Below are 18,228 nucleotides of genomic sequence, written 5' to 3' on the forward strand. Positions count from 1 at the left end.
GTGCCCCATCCAGGCTCCGCTTGGGTGGGAAAGCACGATCTGTCACCCCGCAAACCGCAGTGGCGAAAATAACCCGATCGGATGCGAAGTAGATCCGCTCATCGCCAAGTCCGCGAGTATCTCGCCAACGACGCAGGCAAATTTGAATCCATGCCCTGAAAAACCGCAAGCAATCGAGCACGACGCAAACCGCGGATGCGCCCCGATCACAAAGTGCTCATCCGGTGACATCGTGTAAAGGCACGTCTGCGCCCGCACCACCTTGCCATCCAGCGCCGGTATGCGCATCCGCAACTGATCCACGATCCTTCGCAGGTCCCGCTCATGAATTTCGCGGTCGACGCTCTCCGGCGTGCACACATCGGCGCTCCCGTGGATCGCCGCCTTCATCCCGCCCTCCGGCCCGTCAATCGCCGGAAAGCCGTATCCATGCGCCCCGCCGCGGGCATCCTCGCAAAGAAACACCGGAAAGCGATCCGGCAAAAACGGCCTTACACCCGTCCTTGGCTGAATCCACGCCATCACCTGCCGCGTCACGCGCAGCGGAACAATCCCATCCAGAGCCTCGTTCGCCCACGGTCCCGCCGTAATCACCAGGTGACCCGCGCTGTAGGAGCCCTTGTCGGTCCGCACCTCAACACGATCTCCCGCCGCCGACCACGCCACGACGCTCTCTTCAAATCTGAGTTCTGCACCGGCCCGCGAAGCCCGCGCCAGCTGCGCGCGGATGCATTCCTCCGGGAACAGATATCCGGCATTCGTCTCGTGCACCGCAACATCTCCGGTGAGCGGAAACACTTCCGGAAACCGCACGTTGATCGCGCGTCCTTCCAACACCGTGAAGGGAATCGAGTGCTGCGTTGACGCCGCAATCGTGCGCCTGACCAACTCCCCATCTCCCGAACCAATGTTCATCCCGCCGGTGATGTGTAGCAGGCGTGTGTCCGTATCTCGTTCGAGCTTTCGCCACAATTCGTAAGCGCGCAGCACCAGCGGAATGTAGTCGGGACTCTCAAAATACGCCTGGCGTATCATCCGCGATCCGCCATGGGACGACCCCTTGTCGTGGGGCGAAGTGAACTGCTCGATCCCGAGTACGCGCTTGCCCCGCTCCGCAAGATGCTGCGCAGCCGCGCTCCCCATCGCGCCAAGTCCAAGAACAATGACGTCGTAAGCCATGCGATTCAATCCGATGTCGCCGATGTAAAACCACCTTCGCGTCAGGGCACGACTTCAGTCGTGCCGCGAACTTCGGCTGCAATCTGGGCTTCAGCCCCGGAAAAGAAGCCAAGCGTGCGCGTCAGGGCGGCGCCTCAGCAGTTCTGGTACTTCCAGTTCCGCTGCTTGCCCTCGCCGATCCACTCGATCGCCGTCTCGATCCGCTTGTCCCGCGTCTCCGCCCGCTTGGCGTCCGCAATCCACTCCACGTATTCCTTCTTGCAGCTCGGACTGAATGCCGCGAATGCCGCCGCAGCCTTCTTGTTGGCCTTCAGCGCCTTTGCAAACTCTGGAGGCGCCTTCACTGGCGGTGCCGGAGCTTTCACCACTCTTTGCCGCGCAGCAATCGGGCTTGTGTACTCGCCCTTGTCGATGAACGCGGCTGCCTGCTTCAACACGCCGAGCATCTCTTTCCTGGGAGGAATATCTTTCACACTGGTCAGGCGGCCAAGAGACCCCATCGCGCCCGGCTTCAGAATATCCATGTCACGCAGCACCGCGGAAATCTCTTCGCCCCAGAAACCCCAACTGCAGTGCTCGTTGAAGGCCGACATGTTGCCGACAATGGCGCCTTTGTATTCAAAAAAAGGCCGGCTCCACTTCATCGTCTCCACAACCCCGGGGCAAGCCTTGTGCACCAGTTCGCGAATTTCAAAAAGAATCGGCAGCGCGAAGGGTCTCGCCTTCGCAATATACGTATCGACGCGCGGATCAAAGGAGGATGTTGGGCTCACTGTCTCGCTCCTGCAAGGATTTGGGAACAGTGTAACTTGTCCGATCAAGCACAGGGTTGGGTGCCCCATCCTTGTGAGGTATTTGTCGCAAGGGTGGAATACCAGAACACTCCCCTTTGAGACAGGAGAAAGCCCAGACTGACAAAAGCGCTGGGTGCCCCTGGTCTCGCTTCTGAGACCGGGGAAAGCAACGAAAACGCGAATGAATACCGGGAAGCGTCTACGCCGTAGCCCGCTGCTGCTCCTGCCCGCCCAGCTTGACGCTCACCACCTTCGACACGCCCGGCTCCTGCATAGTCACGCCGTAAATCATGTCCGCGGCATGCATCATGCGCTTCGAGTGCGTCACCAGCAGGAACTGCGTCTCCTTGCTCAGTGAGTGCAGCAGATCCGCCAACCGGCCCACGTTTGTTTCGTCCAGCGCCGCGTCCACTTCGTCGAGCACGCAGAAGGGGCTCGGCTGGAATTGGAAGATGCCCACCAGCAGTGCCAGCGCCGTCAGAGCTTTCTCTCCACCCGAAAGCAGCAGCACGTTCTGCAGTTTCTTCCCTGGAGGCGATGCCACAATCTCCAGCCCGCTCTCCGCCTGGTTCTCTACATCCGTCAGTCGCAGGAAGGCCTGCCCGCCGTGGAACAGCCGCGTGAACACCTGCCCGAAGTTCTCATTGATACGCGCAAACGCCTCGTCAAACTTCGTCCGCGAAATCTGGTCGATCTCTTTGATCGTCGCCTGCGTGTTCTCGATCGACTCCATCAGGTCCGTGCGCTGCGCTTCAAGGAAGCTGTGCCGCTCCGCCGTCTCCTTGTATTCCTCCAGCGCCATCATGTTTACCGGACCCATCTGCTCGATCTTCTGCCGGAGCGTCCGGCATGTCTCTTCCTCAACGGCCAGCATTTCATCGGCGATGCGCACAATCTCAGCATCCGCGCGCAATGCGGCGGCCTCGGCATTCACTTCCGCCAGGCAGCTCGCCTCTAGATGCTCCAAGTCAGAACGCAGCTTCGCCGCCTGGTTCGATCTGCCGCTGCGATCTTCGCGCAACTGGTCCAGCGACGCGCGCGCCGTCTTCAGTTCCGTCTCCATCGTCGCAAGCTGCTGCCGAATCTCATGCGCCTGTGCTGCAATTGTCTCTGCCAGTGTCAGCACCTCGGCCCTCAGCGCGATCAGCTCCTGCTGGCGCTGCGCCAGCTCCGCACTCTCCCGGATGCGCTGTTCCCTCTCAGCTTCCGCCGCCGCGCGTTGCTGTTCAATTGCCAGCACCCGCCGTTCGAGATCGCTGTGCAGCCGGTCGATCCGTTGAAACGCCATCTCCGCGCCGCGCCGCCGCTCTTCCAAGCCCGCAAGCTCCGCCGTCAGCTTCGCCGCTTCATGTTGCAGCGTCTCGCGCGTCTGTCGCATCGTTGTCAGGCGGTTCTGCTGCTCCTCCAGTGTGGCCTCGGCCGTCGCATGCTCGCCTTCCAGCCGCACCGCCTCTTCGCGCTTCTGCTCGATCACTGTATGCTTTGATTCCCGCGCTTCCTTGTTCCGCCCGGCCTGGAGCATCCATTCCTGCAGCCGCCGCTCGATGCGCTGCCCTTCGTTCTCCATCTGCTTCAGCGCCGCGCCCTGGTCTGCCGCATCACGTTCCGCCAGCCGCCGCTCTTCGCTGCGCGCCTCAAGCAATGCCGTCATTTCCTCGATTTGCCTTGTCAGGGTCGCAGCTTCCAACTCTGCCTGACCAAGATCACGCTCCAGCAGCCCAAGGCGCATCTCCGTCTCGCGCAGTTCGCGCTTCAGCACCAGCGGACCGGCACTCGCCGGCTTGCCGCCTGTCACCGTCGCATTGTGGAAGCACTCACCCCCCGGCGTGAGGAAGTAAGCATGCGTGTGCTCGTTCGCCAGGCTCTGCGCCAGTGCCGCCGTCTCCACAAGATATCCGTCGCGCAGCTTCGGCAGAATCGTCTCGAGCGACCGCCCAAATCCGTTGAGCACGCGCACGGCGTCTTTCAGCGGAGTCACGCCCGGCCCGGTGATCGTGTCCTCCGCATCGTTAAACAGACCTGCCTGCGCGCTATCGTGAATCAAGAATGTCGCACGCCCGTCGACGCCCGACTTCAGCACGCGTACGCCCTCTTCGGCCGCATGCCAGCTTTTTACGACAACATAATTCAGCTCATCCCGCAGAAATTCGTCGACCACTCCTTCGTGCTCGCCGCTTACTTCGATAAAGTCCGCCAGCGTGCCCACCGGTGTCGACCCATTCTGCAGCGCTCCGGGCTTTAATAGCCGCCTGACGGTCTCGGTCGAATAACTGTGATCGCGAATCAGCGACTCCAATGATTCCTTCCGCCCAACAGCCGTCGCCTGTTCGCTGCGCAACTGGTTTGCCCGCGTCCGCACCGTGCCTTCATCCGCGCGCCGAATCTGCAGCTGCTCGCGCAGCTCCGCAATCTCGCTCTCAAGCCGCTTCAGCGTTTCCGCAGCCGACTCAAACCGCAGTCGCGCCTGTCCGCTCTGCACGCCCAGGCTCTCCTGCTCATTGCGCGCCTGACTCATTTCCGCATTCAGCCGCTCGGCCTCGCGTTCGAGCGCGGCAAGACTCTCTTCAGTTTGCGACGTACTGTTCCGCGCATTGCCTGCCAGCGTCAGCAGGTGCATCGCATGCCTGCGATCTCCTTCCAGCTTTCGCTCCGCATTGAACACTTCATCCGCCGCTGTCCGCGCTGCGTGCTGCCGGTCCTCCACCTTCTCGTGAAACGCCCGCGCCTCTCCCGCCGCCGTCTCCAGAAACGCCCGATGCTGCTCGCGCTCTTCGGCAATTCCGCCCAGTTGCGTCCGCGTCTGCTCCAGCTCACCGGCGGCCGCCGCCAGCCTTGCCTCGAGTTCCGTCACACGCTCTGCATTGCTGCGTTCGCGCGCCGCCGCCCGCTCCAATTCCACAGCCGACGCGTTGGCACGATTCTGCGCTTCCTGTCCTTCGCGATCCAGCTCATATCCGCGCTCCGTCAGCGAGTGCTGGCGGGTCTCCATCGTTCCAATCTCGATAGCGCCGCTCGCAATCTTCTCTGCGAATGCGGCAATCTCCTGCTCCAACCGCGCCTGCTCGGCATCCATCAGCGCCATGCGGCTCGCCAGCACCACGCGAAGCCGTCCGCGCAACTCATCGCGCACCTGCGCAAATCGCTCCGCCTTTGAAGCCTGCCGCTTCAGGCTGTTCATCTGCCGCGTCACTTCTTCAAAAATGTCGTCCACGCGCGCCAGGTTCTGCTTCGCACTTTCGAGGCGCAGTTCCGCCAGCCGCTTCTTCGTCTTGAAGCGCGTAATCCCCGCAGCCTCTTCGATAATTGCCCGCCGGTCGTGCGGCTTCGAACTCAACAACTGCCCGATCCGTTCCTGCCCGATAATCGCGTAGCTCTCCGGCCCCAGGCCCGTACCCATAAAGATGTCCTGGATATCGCGAAGCCGGCACAGCTTTCCGTTCAACAGATATTCGCTCTCTCCCGTCCGGAACAACCGCCGTGTGATAACTACCTCGCCCTTCTGCGGCGTGCGATTGAACTTCCTGCGACGAATCTTCAACATCACCGGCTGCGGTCCGCCCGTGCTCGCCTGAATTCCTCCCTCGGCTTCAGGTCCCTGCGCCTGCATGCTGCTGTCTGTAGCACCCTCTTCGTCGTCCAGAATCTGCCCCGGTTGCTCCGACGCGATAATCTCTTCCGCTTCCGCAGCCTTCTGCCGCCGCAACGCGTCTTCATCCCAGTCCGTCGGGCCTTCGTGCTCCACCACCACATCCGGCTCCACCGGAATCGGCCCTTCGTACGCCTCCGGATCCACCATCGTGATGGTCACCTCGGCCATCCCCAGCGGTTTCCGTTCACGCGTCCCGGCAAAGATCACGTCCGCCATGCTGCCGCCGCGCAGGCTCTTGGCGCTCTGTTCGCCCAGCACCCAGCTCACTCCATCCAGGATGTTCGACTTTCCGCACCCGTTCGGCCCCACCACCACTGCAATGCCGGTTCCCGGCACGGTGAGTTCGGTGCGGTCGCAAAAGCTCTTGAATCCGAGGATGTGGATTTTTTTCAGTTTCAGCATGCTCACTCCGGGTCAGCGGGATACGAACAGTACAACTCAGCCATCGGCACTCGCGGCACTTGCCGCACACCTGCCAGAAGGGAAAGACCGGGTCCCCGACGACAGGTCTTCGTCGCTGGGGCGATTGTCCCTCTTCGATTACAGACTCTAAGGAGCCTAAAAGTCAGGGTCAATCATGGGGAGAGGTTCTTTTGTGGATAAGGGGGTCCCGAATCCATCTTCTTCGAGTATTTTAGGCTTTTCTCGGAAATTGTCCTACTTTTATTGAGTTTCACCCGAGTTTTCCACAGACCCAATTGCACCAGAAAATCACCGTAAACTCGCCGAAAAATTTACTGCCTTCCGGATCACTTTCTCGATTGCCCGGAGCGCCTGCGCCCGCGGAAACCCCGGCCGGCTCGCCAGCCGGATCGTCCGCCGCGTCCGTCCCGCCAACGGCAGCAGCACAATTCCCCTCTGCCCAAGCGACCCCGCGGCCAGCGCCGGAATCAGTGTCACCCCATATCCCGCGGCCACCAAATTCACCAAAGTCTCCAGCGTCGCCGCCTGCATCGATCCCTGCAGGCCACTTCGCGCATGACCAAGCCCATGCCCGCCATGTTTAGCCCCGCATGCCGCCAGCGCCTGGTTCGCAAGGCAGTGGCCCTCTGCAAGCACCAGCAATTCATCCGTCAGCGATTCTTCATCCACCCGCTTTGCACCGGCCAGCCTGTGATTTCGGGGCAGCGCCGCCAGCAGCGGTTCCTCATACAACTTGATCTCCGTAATCTCTGGCGCATCCGTCTCGGTCGCCAGCAGCGCCGCATCCAGTTTGTGATTTCTCAGCGAATCCACCAGCGCCCGCGTCTGATCCTCCCACAACTCAATCGTCAGTCCTGGATACCCCTGCTTCAGCGGCTTCAGAATCAGGGGCATCAGGTACGGCGCCACCGTCGGAATCACACCCAGCTTCAGCGGTCCCACCAGAGGATCGCGCGCTGCCCGCGCCACTGCCTCCATCTGTCCCGCTTCAGCCAGGGCTCTCTTCGCATGTCCCAGAATCTGGCTCCCCACCGGAGTTATGTCTACGCGCTTGTTCGTCCGCTCCAGCAGCGTCACGCCCAACTCGTCTTCCAGCTTTTTGATCTGGCTGCTCAGGGTCGGTTGACTTACGTTGCAAGCCTCCGCCGCCCGCCCAAAATGCCGATACTCCGCAATCGCAACCAAATAACGCAATTCCTGCAAATTCATTTACTAACTCCGCCGCTGTGCCTTGTTCCGCTAACCCAGCTAACCCCGCGCAGCGCGCCTAACTCCGCTGCCCTTTTCATCATAGACTGCACCAATCATCATCAAAGAAACAATTGATTTGTCATATCGATCCCCGCGGCGATATCTTACCCTTGAATGCGAAGTATTTATGCCGGGATTCTCCCGGAAACCTCCTACCGAACCAGCAATCCTTTAGCAAGCAACATCAGGAGACATCATGTCTAGCGAAGCAAAGTGCCCGTTCTCGAACGGCGCAATCAAGCACACATCCGCAGGCGCAAAGGGCAACCGGGACTGGTGGCCCAATCAATTGAACCTTGGCATTCTGCATCAGAATTCCTCGCTCTCCAATCCGATGGAAAAGGAGTTCGACTACGCCCAGGAGTTCAAGAAACTTGACCTGGATGCCGTGACCAAAGATCTTCATGCCCTAATGACCGATTCTCAGGATTGGTGGCCTGCAGACTTCGGCAACTACGGGCCGCTCTTCATTCGCATGGCCTGGCATTCCGCCGGCACCTACAGGATCCACGACGGTCGCGGCGGTGCAGGCCGCGGGGCGCAGCGATTCGCGCCTCTCAACAGTTGGCCTGACAACGTCAACCTCGACAAGGCCCGCCGCCTGCTCTGGCCCATCAAGCAGAAGTATGGCCGCAAAGTTTCCTGGGCTGATCTCATGATCCTCGCCGGCAACGTGGCGCTGGATTCAATGGGCCTCAAGACCTTCGGCTTCGGCGGAGGACGCGCCGATATCTGGGAGCCCGAGACCGACACCGATTGGGGCCCCGAGACCACGTGGCTCGGCGACCAGCGCTATAGCGGCGATCGTGAACTGGCAAACCCCCTGGCCGCCGTGCAGATGGGTCTTATCTACGTGAACCCGGAAGGTCCGAACGGCAACCCCGACCCCGCAGGCTCCGCGCGCGACATCCGCGAAACCTTCGCCCGCATGGCGATGAACGACGAAGAGACGGTTGCACTCATCGCCGGTGGCCACACCTTCGGCAAGACCCACGGCGCCGCTCCCGCCAGCCACGTCGGCGCGGAGCCCGAAGGCACGAGCTTTGAGGAGATGGGACTCGGCTGGAAGAACAGCTTCGGTACCGGCATCGGTGCCGACACCATCACCAGCGGCATTGAAGTCACATGGACCCCCACGCCAACCAAATGGGACAACAGCTATTTCGAAACCCTGTTCGGCTACGAGTGGGAACTGACCAAGAGTCCTGCAGGCGCCCATCAGTGGAAGCCGAAGGGTGACGCCGGCAAAGACGCCGTCCCCGACGCGTACGATCCCAAGAAGCGTCATCAGCCCATGATGCTCACCTCGGACATCGCCCTGCGCGTTGATCCGATCTACGAAAAAATCTCGCGCGACTTCCTCAAGAACCCTGCCAGGCTCGCCGACGCCTTTGCCCGCGCCTGGTTCAAGCTCACCCACCGCGACATGGGTCCGATCTCCCGCTACCTCGGCCCGCTCGTTCCAAAGGAAGAGCTGATCTGGCAGGATCCCGTTCCCGCCGTCGACCACGAACTCATCGACGACAAGGACATCGCTGCGTTGAAGTCCAAGGTCCTTGCATCGGGTTTGTCGATCTCCCAGCTAGTCAACACCGCATGGGCATCTGCCTCAACCTTCCGCGGCAGTGACAAGCGCGGCGGCGCCAATGGCGCGCGCATCCGTCTCGAGCCCCAGAAGAACTGGGAAGTCAACCAGCCCGCCGAACTGGCCAAGGTGCTCTCGAAGCTCGAGTCCATCCAGAAGGACTTCAACGCATCGCAGAAGGGCGGCAAGAAAATCTCACTTGCCGATCTCATCGTTCTCGCTGGCTGTGCGGCTGTCGAATCTGCGGCAACGAAAGCTGGCTATAGCGTCAAGGTTCCCTTCGAACCCGGTCGCACCGACGCCTCGCAGCAGCAAACCGATACCGCGTCCTTCGCCGTGCTCGAGCCAATTGCTGATGGCTTCCGCAACTACGCCCGCAAGGGAGTCGAGGAACATGCCGCCGCATTGCTGCTCGACAAGGCGCAGCTTCTCGGCCTCACGGGACCTGAGATGACCGTCCTCATCGGCGGCATGCGCGCTCTCGGTGCCAACGTCGCGCATTCCCAACATGGTGTCTTCACCAAGCGCCCCGAGACTCTGACCAATGACTTCTTCGTCAACCTGCTCGACATGGGCACGAAGTGGGCGAAGTCAGAAAAGTCTCCAGACGTGCTCGAAGGCCGCGATCGCCACACCGGTGAACTCAAGTGGACCGCCACCGTCGTCGATCTCGTCTTCGGATCAAACGCCCAACTCCGCGCCATCGCCGAGGTCTACGCCAGCAGCGACGCCAAGCAAGCCTTCGTGCATGACTTTGTAGCTGTCTGGAACAAGGTGATGAACGCAGACCGTTTCGATCTGCTGAGGGAAGGGAAGATCGAAGCCAACCCTCCCTCCACCCACCCCGTAGCCGAAACCGTAGCCGGCGACTAACAATCACTCCGCCGCGATCATTATTCCGCAACACCCCGCGCTCCGCCGTCATCCTGAGCGGAGCGCAGCGGAGTCGAAGGATCTGCGGTTGCTCTTGTTTTGGTAACCACAACGTTGGGTGCCCCATCCTTGAATCGTCTTGTGATTCAAGGGTGGGATAGCACGAACCCCATCCACAGCCCTGCCCGCTAACTTGCTAACTCGCTACTTCCGGCGTGAGCGGGAAGCTGACCGGCTGCCCTTGCTCCGACCGAAAATCAACTACCCATTCATCGAGCTAGACCGCCCCCGTCCACGACTCACTACTCACCTACTCACTAAGAACTCAGAACTAAGAACTGCGAACTCTCTTAAACTCCAGCGTCGCGTAGTTCATCTGCCCCTGTGCCACCGTATGCACTGTCAGCACATTCCTGCCCTTGTTCAAATGAATTCGCACCAGGTCCTTCGCGACATTCCAGTGATGCCACTGCCGCCACGCCACCGCGTCGGCCGCATCGTACGTCGAAACAATCATGAGCGGCCCCGTCGCCGCCACGCCATTCACATCCAGCGAAATCGTTCCGCCACGATTCGACGTATAAAGCAGATCGGCCGTGTACTCACCTGTCTCCGCCACTTCCACCGTCACGTTTAACCACTCGCCCGGCTCCGTCCAGCCCACGTAGAGCAGTCCTGCCGGCGGCGTCACCTTGTCATATGGGTTGTCGTCGATCTTCGGATCGAGACCGAATTTCGTATACGAAGTATCCACGCCTTCGTTCATCCGAAACTCGTTCAGATAAGTTCCATTCGCCGGATTCAGCGCGCCGCTCCCGTTGTTCTTCGCGTCGGCATCGTGAAACGCCACGCCCTCGCCGCCCATGTCGTAATACGCGCACATCACGGTCCCCGGAATCTTCTGCGCCCCGCCGTTGTACTTGCTGTCATGAAACGGAGTTCCCTTGTAGCTCTTTAGAAAATCCGCATTTTGCGCGCCCGCAGCGCCCGCAGCCATCAGCGCAATCGCTGAAGCCATCAACCAATACCAATCAACAAAACGACGCATCACCAAACTCACCGCTCTTTCCTGGGATAATGCGAATCACACGAATACTAACCGCGCGCGCACGAAGAGGGAAGTAACAGAAAGCTCGTTCATCGTGGCGTGTTGATCGACAGGGGAGGAACGCATGGACGGTTTCACGACCATGTTGAGTAGAGATCCTGACTGCAAGCCAATGTGAAATTCAGTTGTGTGTTCGAAAATAAAGACGGCGTCTCAACCGAATTACCAGGGAGATGAAAACAAGCATTTCTACCGGCAAATTCGGCGCAGTCTAAATTCAGGCCTGTTTTGAGGGTTTGTTGTGTCTGGTCCGCTTCGACTTCGACGGGAAGCGAAGGATCCGTGGCTTCACCGCGTTGTCGCCGGGCAACTTGTCGTGGAGAATTATGTTCAGCAGCGACTTATTGACCTGAATGCGGCCGTTGTATTCGATGAACCCGAGCTTGCGAAAGCGATTCATGAAGAAGCTGACGCGGGACCGTGTCGAGCCGATCATCTCCGCCAGGGTTTCCTGCGAAATCTTTGGAATTAAAGACTCCGGTTCACCGGCCTTGCCAAACTCCGCCATCAGCAGCAGAACCCTGGCGAGTCGCTTTTCGCTGGAGTTGAACAGTTGGTCGACCAGGTCGGCTTGAGTGCGTATACCCCGCATCAGCAGGAACTTGAGAAACAAATCTGAAAACTCATGCTCGCCGTGCATGGCGCGAATCATCTCATCGCGGTCAATTCTAAGCGCGGTGCACGCCGTGACGGCTGTCGCTGTGGTCAGACGCCTTCCGCCCACCGAGGCGAGCGACTCCTCCCCCACAAAGTCGTGAGGGGCTAACATTGTGATCGTGGCTTCTTTTCCCTCGTTTGAGACAATCGTGACTTTCGCGCGACCTGTTCGGAGATAGTACACACAATCGGCGACATCGCCCTGCGAGAAAAAAGATTGCTTAGCTTTAAGCTCGACAGTCTTTCGACCGATTCCTGATGTCTCAAGAAAGGTTTCAAGATCGAATGTAGCTAGAGCCAATCCATTCATTTGAGAGATCTTTCAGGTCAGATGACGACTGCGAAGGCAACCGAAAAACGCCTTTACGAGGTCGAGATACACCTGACGTAAGGTAGATTGTTCCACGATTGTAGTGAAAAAACTGTATCGTTTTGCACACTTATGTCGCTTATCGGACACAGGTTGATTGCGATCGCTCCGGCGGCATTCCGCTCCCCGGCAGTCCATTCTCACGATTCCGATATAAGTAATCTGTTGAGAGTATCTTACGACTCAGTATCATGAGCATTTTGCGAGGGCTCGCCTCAACCAGCGGCTGCCGCAGCCAGAGCTTCAATCACCGCCAAGTTCTTCATCAGCTCCGAAGGCACGCCATGCCGTTCCGCGAGAAACTGCGTGCTGTTGTACGACACCCAAACCTTGCCCGCTCCGTCTTCCGCCACAAGGATCTTCAGCGGCAGGTCGATTGCGATACTCGGCGCCGCCAGCATCACAGGCGTCCCCGCCTTGGGACTTCCGAAGATCAGCAGCTTCGTATTCGGCATCTGCAGGCCGGCCTTCGCCGCCTCTCCGCTGTGATCCACAACAGCGAAAACGGTCACCCCCTTTGCCATAAGAATCCCCTTGAGCTTCTCCACGGTCTCGTCCACCGAATGCACGGCTCCAATTGATACAAGTCCATTCTTTGATTCCGTCACGTCGCCTCCGCTGGTAATCAGGACCACGAATTTGTTGTACCAGACTCGTCACTGTACCTTGTGATAGCGGTCGGGACGCGCTGCTCAGGGCTTCTGTAAAGTTGAAGGAGACACGTTCGCCTTCGCTCAGGTCCGATTTTCGTTTTGACCACTCCTTCCAACCCGGAAAACCTCGTCCAGCTTCTGCAATCGGTCTTCGGCTTTGCGCGCTTCCGCGCCAACCAGGAAGCCGTCTGCCGCGCTGCGATTGAGGGCCGCGATTTGCTCCTCGTCATGCCCACCGGGGCAGGGAAGTCGCTCTGCTACCAGCTTCCCGCCGTTGCCCTCGGCGGAACCGCGCTCGTCATCTCGCCGCTTATCGCGCTCATGGAAGACCAGGTCGCCAAGCTTGCCGCACTCAACCTGCGCGTAGCGCGCATCCACTCCGGCCTTGACCGCTCCATTTCCCGCCAGGCATGCGTCGACTACCTTGCCGGCACGCTCGATTTTCTCTTCATCGCGCCCGAGCGCCTGCGCGTTCCCGGCTTTCCTGAAATGCTTGCCAAGCGTCCGCCCACGCTCATTGCTATCGACGAGGCGCATTGCATTTCGCAGTGGGGCCACGATTTTCGCCCTGATTACCGCATGCTCGGCCAGCACCTGCCCGCGTTGCGTAGTGGTTCAAGTTCCGTGCCCGTTCTCGCCCTCACCGCAACCGCGACGCCAACTGTGCAGGCGGACATCACCGCGCAACTCGGCATGACAAATCCCGCGCGCTTCATCCACGGATTTCGCCGCCACAACCTGGCCATCGAGGTCGTCGAACTCTCCGTGCCGCAACGCGCCAGGGCCATCTGCTCGCTTCTTGCCCACCGCGATCGCCGTCCCGCCATTGTCTACGCCACATCGCGCAAGCAGTCTGAGAGTCTCGCCGAGGAGTTGTCGCAGCTGATGCCCGCTGCCGCATACCACGCTGGTCTCGATGCCGAAACCCGCGAGCGCGTCCAGAGCGCCTTCCAGTCAGGCCAGCTTGAGATTGTCGTCGCCACCATCGCCTTCGGCATGGGCATCGACAAGGCCGACATCCGCACCATCATTCACGCCGGACTCCCCGGCACCCTCGAAGGCTACTACCAGGAGATCGGCCGCGCTGGCCGCGACGGAGCACCGAGCCGCACCTTCCTCATGCACTCCTATGCCGACCAGCGGACCCACGACTTTTTCCTCAATCGCGACTATCCACCTACCGACCATCTCCACCAGATCTTCCGCATGCTCAGTGAAGAGGCGCGCTCCATCGATGACCTCCGCACAGCTTCGAAGCTGACGGAGGAAGAATTCGACAAGGCCCTCGAGAAACTCGAAATCCACGGCGGCGCCCGTGTCGACTTCTCCGGCAACGTCAGCCTCGGCGCTCCCGGATGGAAGAAAACCTACTCCGTCCAAGCCCAGCACCGTGCCGAGCAATTCGAAAAGGTTCTACGTTTCACAACATCCAGCGACTGCCGCATGGCCGCTCTCGTTCGCCACTTCGGCGACGAAGAGGATGCCGCGCAATCCTGCGGCGTCTGCGACATCTGCGATCCCGCGGGAGCGATCCTTCGCCTCTTCCGCCGTGCCACCAATGCCGAACGCTCACTCGCCCAGTCCATCCTCGACGAACTCCGCTCTGTCGATTACAAAGCGGCAGGAACGCTGCAAAAGTCAGTCGATCCCTCCGGCCGCCTCACGCGCGACGACTTCGATGCCGTGCTCGGCGCCATGTCACGCGCCCGCCTCATCGCCATCGAAGACGCCGAATATGAAAAAGACGGCGAAGTCCGCCGCTACCGCAAAGTGAGCCTTACCGAAACCGGTCTCGCCACGCGCTCCGCTGCGCAGGTCGACTTGCTGCTAAGCGACGGCATCGCCGAAGAATTCGCCGGTGCCGACAATCGGAAGCGCACTCGCAAACTTTCAAATCAAAAAGGAAGCGCAAACGCCGTCAGCACGAATGGCATCTCCGCGCAATCGCCGCGCTCTGCCCGCCAGCCATCTGTTCCTATCACGTTGCCAGCCGAAGGAGAAGCTCTAGCCGCGAGGCTGAAAGAATGGCGCACCGGCGAAGCCAAACGCCTGCGCGTCCCGTCCTACTGCATCCTCCACGACCGCACGCTCAAAGCTGTCGCTTTCGCTCGCCCGAGCAATCCGCGCCAGCTTCTTGAGATCGATGGAATCGGCTCGGCGAAGGTGGAGAAATTTGGCCCCGCGATCCTGGAGATCTGCGGAGCCAAACTGATCACTGAAAACTGACAACTGAAAACTTCGTTTACGCCACCCGCTCGATCGTCACCGACTCCAGCACCACGGGCGTCTTAGGTTTATCCTGCCCACCTCGCGGCACCTTCGAAATCTTGTCCGCGATCTCCTGACCTTCGACGACTTCTCCGAAGATCGTGTGTTTTCCCGTGAGCCAATCTGTTGGCGCCACGGTGATGAAGAACTGGCAGCCATTCGTATTCGGCCCTGAGTTCGCCATCGCCAGCTTGCCCTTGTTGTCAAACCTGTGCTTCGAGCCCCTCGTCTCGTCTTCAAAGCGATATCCCGGACCGCCCATCCCTGTTCCCGCTGGATCGCCGCCCTGGATCATGAAGTCCGGAATCACGCGGTGAAAGATCGTTCCATCAAAAAGCTTGCTCGTCGATTTGGCGTGCGTCGTGGGATGGACCCACTCCTTCGAGCCTTCGGCCAGTTCGATGAAATTCCTCACCGTAATCGGCGCGTCCGACTCAAAGAGACGAACAACAATCTTGCCTTCGCTCGTGTTGAAAGTTGCATAAGTTCCTAGTGCCTGTGCCATAAATACTCCTTTTGACCGAATTAGCTGAGTGGGCGGGCCGGCGGCGTTATGGGTGATAGAAGTTTTATCTGCGCCTGCCGCCGAGTGCTTACTATTGTTGCGAATCGAGTGAGAAGACCACGTTGACCTGTGTCCTCACCGCGACTTGCTGACCATTGAGCAGGTAAGGCCGATAGCGCCAAGATTTGACGGCATTGATGGCGGCTGCCTGCAAGCGCGCAGGCCCGCTAACGAGTTTAAGAGACGTCACCGCTCCATCCGGTCCGATTAAGGCGGCCAGTACTACGGTCCCGGAAATGCCGGCTTGCTTGGCTTCAGGTGGATAGACAGGCGCTGCATGCGAAACGAGGAGACCCTGCGCTACGCCCGCCGAAATGCTGACGGCATTCGAAGGGGGCTCGCTCTGTTGAAACAGTGATTCACCTTCTTGAGGGGCCTTCATGCCTGCGACTTGGATCGAGGAGTTCTGCTCCCTCTCGGCGCCCGAACCCGGCGGAACTGCCTGACCCTCCGGAACAATCGTTACTTTCTTCAACACTACCGGCGTTGCCGGCTTGTCGTTCTCGTCACGCTGCACGCGCGCAATCGCTTTCACCAGGTTGACACTCACTTCGTCGCATTGCCCAAAAATCGTGTGCTTCTGGTTCAGATGCTCCGTCGGTATCTCGGTGATGAAGAACTGGCTGCCATTGGTATTCGGACCAGAGTTCGCCATCGCCAGCCGCCCCGGCACATCGAAATTCAAATCCGGATTGAACTCATCTTCAAACGTGAATCCAGGATCGCCCGCACCCGTTCCCGCCGGGTCGCCGCCCTGGATCATGAACTCCGGAATCACACGATGAAACGTGGTCCCGTCATACAACGGCTTGTTGTGCATCCTTTTGCTGGTCTGCGGATCGGTCCAGTCCTTGGTGCCCTGGGCGAGCGCGATAAAGTTGGCGACCGTCTTCGGCGCCTCCTTCTGAAAGAACTGGCACGTAATCCGTCCCATCGACGTATCCATTACGATGGTTGGCCCATTGGGCCGAATCATCGCCGCCGCAGTGGCCTGCGGCGCATCCGGCAGCGCCGGTTCCACCGGTTTTGGAGCGTCTTGCGCATGCGAAGCAATCGTCGCGACTGCGATCGCAAAGGTTGAAATCAACAAGTTAGTTCTGAGTCTCATGCAGCTTCGAGGGTAAATCATCCCGCGTCTCGGTTGCCAGCGCCCGCCACCGGCCATGTATGTTTATCGAATGAGCTTTGCACACCTTAAAGACTTCCCCGGGCGCCTCGCTCTTCTGGCGTTCGCGCTTTTGTGCCTTGGGACCGCACCTGTGCCCGCTGTAGCGCAGGCCGACAAGGCGCCAGCCGCAACCGATAAAGACAAAGACAAGCCCGCTCCCAAACCGGCCGACGACAAAGCCGGCCTGCCCCCTCTGCCCCCCGAGGCGCACGCCCAGCAATCCATCCAGCTCGATGGCAAGCCGCTGCACTATACCGTCAACGTCGGTGCGCTCCCGGTCCGCGACGGCGACGGCAAAATCGCCGGCAACGTGGTTGTCACCGCCTACACCGTGGAAGGCGCAAATCGACCCGTCACCTTCGCCTTCAACGGTGGCCCCGGCGCGTCCTCGGTGTATCTCAACTTCGGCGCTATCGGCCCCAAGCATCTTGACGCCGGCAACGAAGGCGACAGCCCCTCTGATCCCACCAATCTCATCGACAATGCCGGCACGTGGCTCGACTTCACCGACCTCGTCTTCATCGATCCCGTCGGAACGGGCTTCAGCCGTTCGCTGGTCCCCGAAGCCGACGCCAAAAAGCTCTTCTACAGCACCCAGCCCGACATCGAATATCTCTCCCGCATCGTCTACGACTGGCTCGTGAAAAACGACCGCCTCAGTTCGCGCAAATATCTCGTCGGCGAGAGCTACGGTGGCTTCCGCGGACCCCGCATCACCCACTATCTGCAATCGCAGCTCGGCGTCGCCATGAACGGCGTCGTCCTCGTTTCGCCCTATCTCAACCCCACCATCGAGAATGACGGCGACCTCTCGCCTCTTCCATGGATGATGACGCTGCCCTCCATCACCGCTGCCCATTTCGAACGCGAGAAGAAGCTGACGCCTGAAGCCATGGCCGACGTCATCGCCTACACCCAGGGTGAATACGCGACTACTCTGATCAAGGGCCACGCCGACGAAGCCGCCACGCAGAAGATGATCGCCAAGGTCACCGAACTCACCGGCCTCGATCCCGCGTTCGTCAAGTTCTCCGGCGGACGCATCGAAACGGGCGCCTACCTCCGCGAAGTCCATCGCGAAGAAGGCAAGCTCGGTTCCGTCTACGACTCCAACGTGACTTCATTTGATCCCTTCCCCTTTGCGCCCGAGCAGCGCGCCAACGATCCCCTCCTCGCCAGCATCGTTGCCCCGCTCACCACCGCCATGGTCGACTTCGTCACGCGCACCGTGGGTTGGAAGGTCGATGCCCGCTACAACGCGCTCTCCTATGACGTGGGCCGTCAGTGGAACCGTGACGAAGAACTGCGTCGCGGCTCGGTGCCGGATTTGCGCGAAGCCGTTGCTGCTGACCCCAAACTGCGCGTCATGATCGTCCACGGATGGAACGACCTGTCCTGCCCCTTCATGGGCTCGGTGCTCACTGCGGAACAGATGCCTCTCATGGGTGATCCATCCCGTATCTCCGTGCACGAATTCCCCGGCGGCCACATGTTCTACACCCGCACCGACAGCCGCATCGCCCTCCGCAAAGACGTAATGGACATGTACGCAAAGCACTAGTGGCCTGTCTGAGTGAATTCGTTACTGCGGATGCGTCGAGTTGGGTCTGAGTATTTCCATTGAAAAGGCCGAGCATTTGCGGAGTAGGCATTGATGTAGCGAAGCAGCTTGCGGGCCAGGTCAG

The 18,228-nt window shown here is 59.9% G+C and carries 12 protein-coding genes; 3 read left to right on the top strand and 9 right to left on the bottom strand.

Annotated features, from left to right (window positions below):
* Window positions 1-42: 42 nt before the first annotated feature.
* From solA to VK574_RS15655, 4 genes are all read right to left on the bottom strand, one after another.
* Window positions 43-1,179: an N-methyl-L-tryptophan oxidase gene (gene solA / locus VK574_RS15640; RefSeq protein ID WP_472800792.1), complete on the bottom strand. Its 1,137-nt coding sequence runs from the start codon at window positions 1,177-1,179 to the stop codon at window positions 43-45.
* A 134-nt stretch (window positions 1,180-1,313) separates the two neighbouring features.
* Window positions 1,314-1,952 (bottom strand): DUF1801 domain-containing protein, encoded by a 639-nt coding sequence (locus VK574_RS15645; RefSeq protein ID WP_472800793.1) that lies wholly within the window; start codon window positions 1,950-1,952, stop codon window positions 1,314-1,316.
* A 220-nt stretch (window positions 1,953-2,172) separates the two neighbouring features.
* Entirely contained in the window at window positions 2,173-6,024 is a 3,852-nt protein-coding gene (gene smc, locus VK574_RS15650) for a chromosome segregation protein SMC (protein ID WP_472800794.1), read from the bottom strand.
* Between the two features lie 309 nt (window positions 6,025-6,333).
* Window positions 6,334-7,254 carry a LysR substrate-binding domain-containing protein gene (locus tag VK574_RS15655; RefSeq protein WP_472800795.1) on the bottom strand — a complete coding sequence of 307 codons (921 nt, stop codon included), beginning with the start codon at window positions 7,252-7,254 and terminating at the stop codon, window positions 6,334-6,336.
* A 238-nt stretch (window positions 7,255-7,492) separates the two neighbouring features.
* On the opposite strand from VK574_RS15655, the gene katG reads away from it, so the two are divergent.
* Entirely contained in the window at window positions 7,493-9,754 is a 2,262-nt protein-coding gene (gene katG, locus VK574_RS15660) for a catalase/peroxidase HPI (RefSeq protein ID WP_472800796.1), read from the top strand.
* A 331-nt stretch (window positions 9,755-10,085) separates the two neighbouring features.
* On the opposite strand, the gene VK574_RS15665 is transcribed toward katG, so the two are convergent.
* From VK574_RS15665 to VK574_RS15675, 3 genes are all read right to left on the bottom strand, one after another.
* Window positions 10,086-10,802, bottom strand: coding sequence for a hypothetical protein (locus tag VK574_RS15665; RefSeq protein WP_472800797.1), 717 nt, complete (start codon window positions 10,800-10,802; stop codon window positions 10,086-10,088).
* A gap of 277 nt (window positions 10,803-11,079) precedes the next feature.
* Entirely contained in the window at window positions 11,080-11,829 is a 750-nt protein-coding gene (locus VK574_RS15670) for a Crp/Fnr family transcriptional regulator (protein ID WP_472800798.1), read from the bottom strand.
* A gap of 275 nt (window positions 11,830-12,104) precedes the next feature.
* On the bottom strand, window positions 12,105-12,497 hold the full coding sequence (locus tag VK574_RS15675; protein WP_472800799.1) for a DUF302 domain-containing protein: 393 nt from the start codon (window positions 12,495-12,497) through the stop codon (window positions 12,105-12,107).
* 144 nt (window positions 12,498-12,641) lie between these two features.
* On the opposite strand from VK574_RS15675, the gene VK574_RS15680 reads away from it, so the two are divergent.
* Complete coding sequence (locus VK574_RS15680) at window positions 12,642-14,768, top strand: RecQ family ATP-dependent DNA helicase (protein ID WP_472800800.1); 2,127 nt, start codon at window positions 12,642-12,644, stop codon at window positions 14,766-14,768.
* Between the two features lie 16 nt (window positions 14,769-14,784).
* Here the strand turns inward: VK574_RS15680 and VK574_RS15685 are convergent, their stop codons facing one another.
* Complete coding sequence (locus tag VK574_RS15685; protein WP_472800801.1) at window positions 14,785-15,315, bottom strand: peptidylprolyl isomerase; 531 nt, start codon at window positions 15,313-15,315, stop codon at window positions 14,785-14,787.
* 91 nt (window positions 15,316-15,406) lie between these two features.
* Complete coding sequence (locus VK574_RS15690) at window positions 15,407-16,483, bottom strand: TonB family protein (protein WP_472800802.1); 1,077 nt, start codon at window positions 16,481-16,483, stop codon at window positions 15,407-15,409.
* A 70-nt stretch (window positions 16,484-16,553) separates the two neighbouring features.
* Between VK574_RS15690 and VK574_RS15695 the strand changes: the two genes are divergently transcribed.
* Window positions 16,554-18,104 (top strand): S10 family peptidase, encoded by a 1,551-nt coding sequence (locus tag VK574_RS15695; RefSeq protein ID WP_472800803.1) that lies wholly within the window; start codon window positions 16,554-16,556, stop codon window positions 18,102-18,104.
* The last annotated feature ends 124 nt before the right edge of the window (window positions 18,105-18,228 follow it).

It is taken from the genome of Occallatibacter sp. (genome assembly GCF_035317045.1).
GTDB lineage: Bacteria > Acidobacteriota > Terriglobia > Terriglobales > Acidobacteriaceae > Telmatobacter.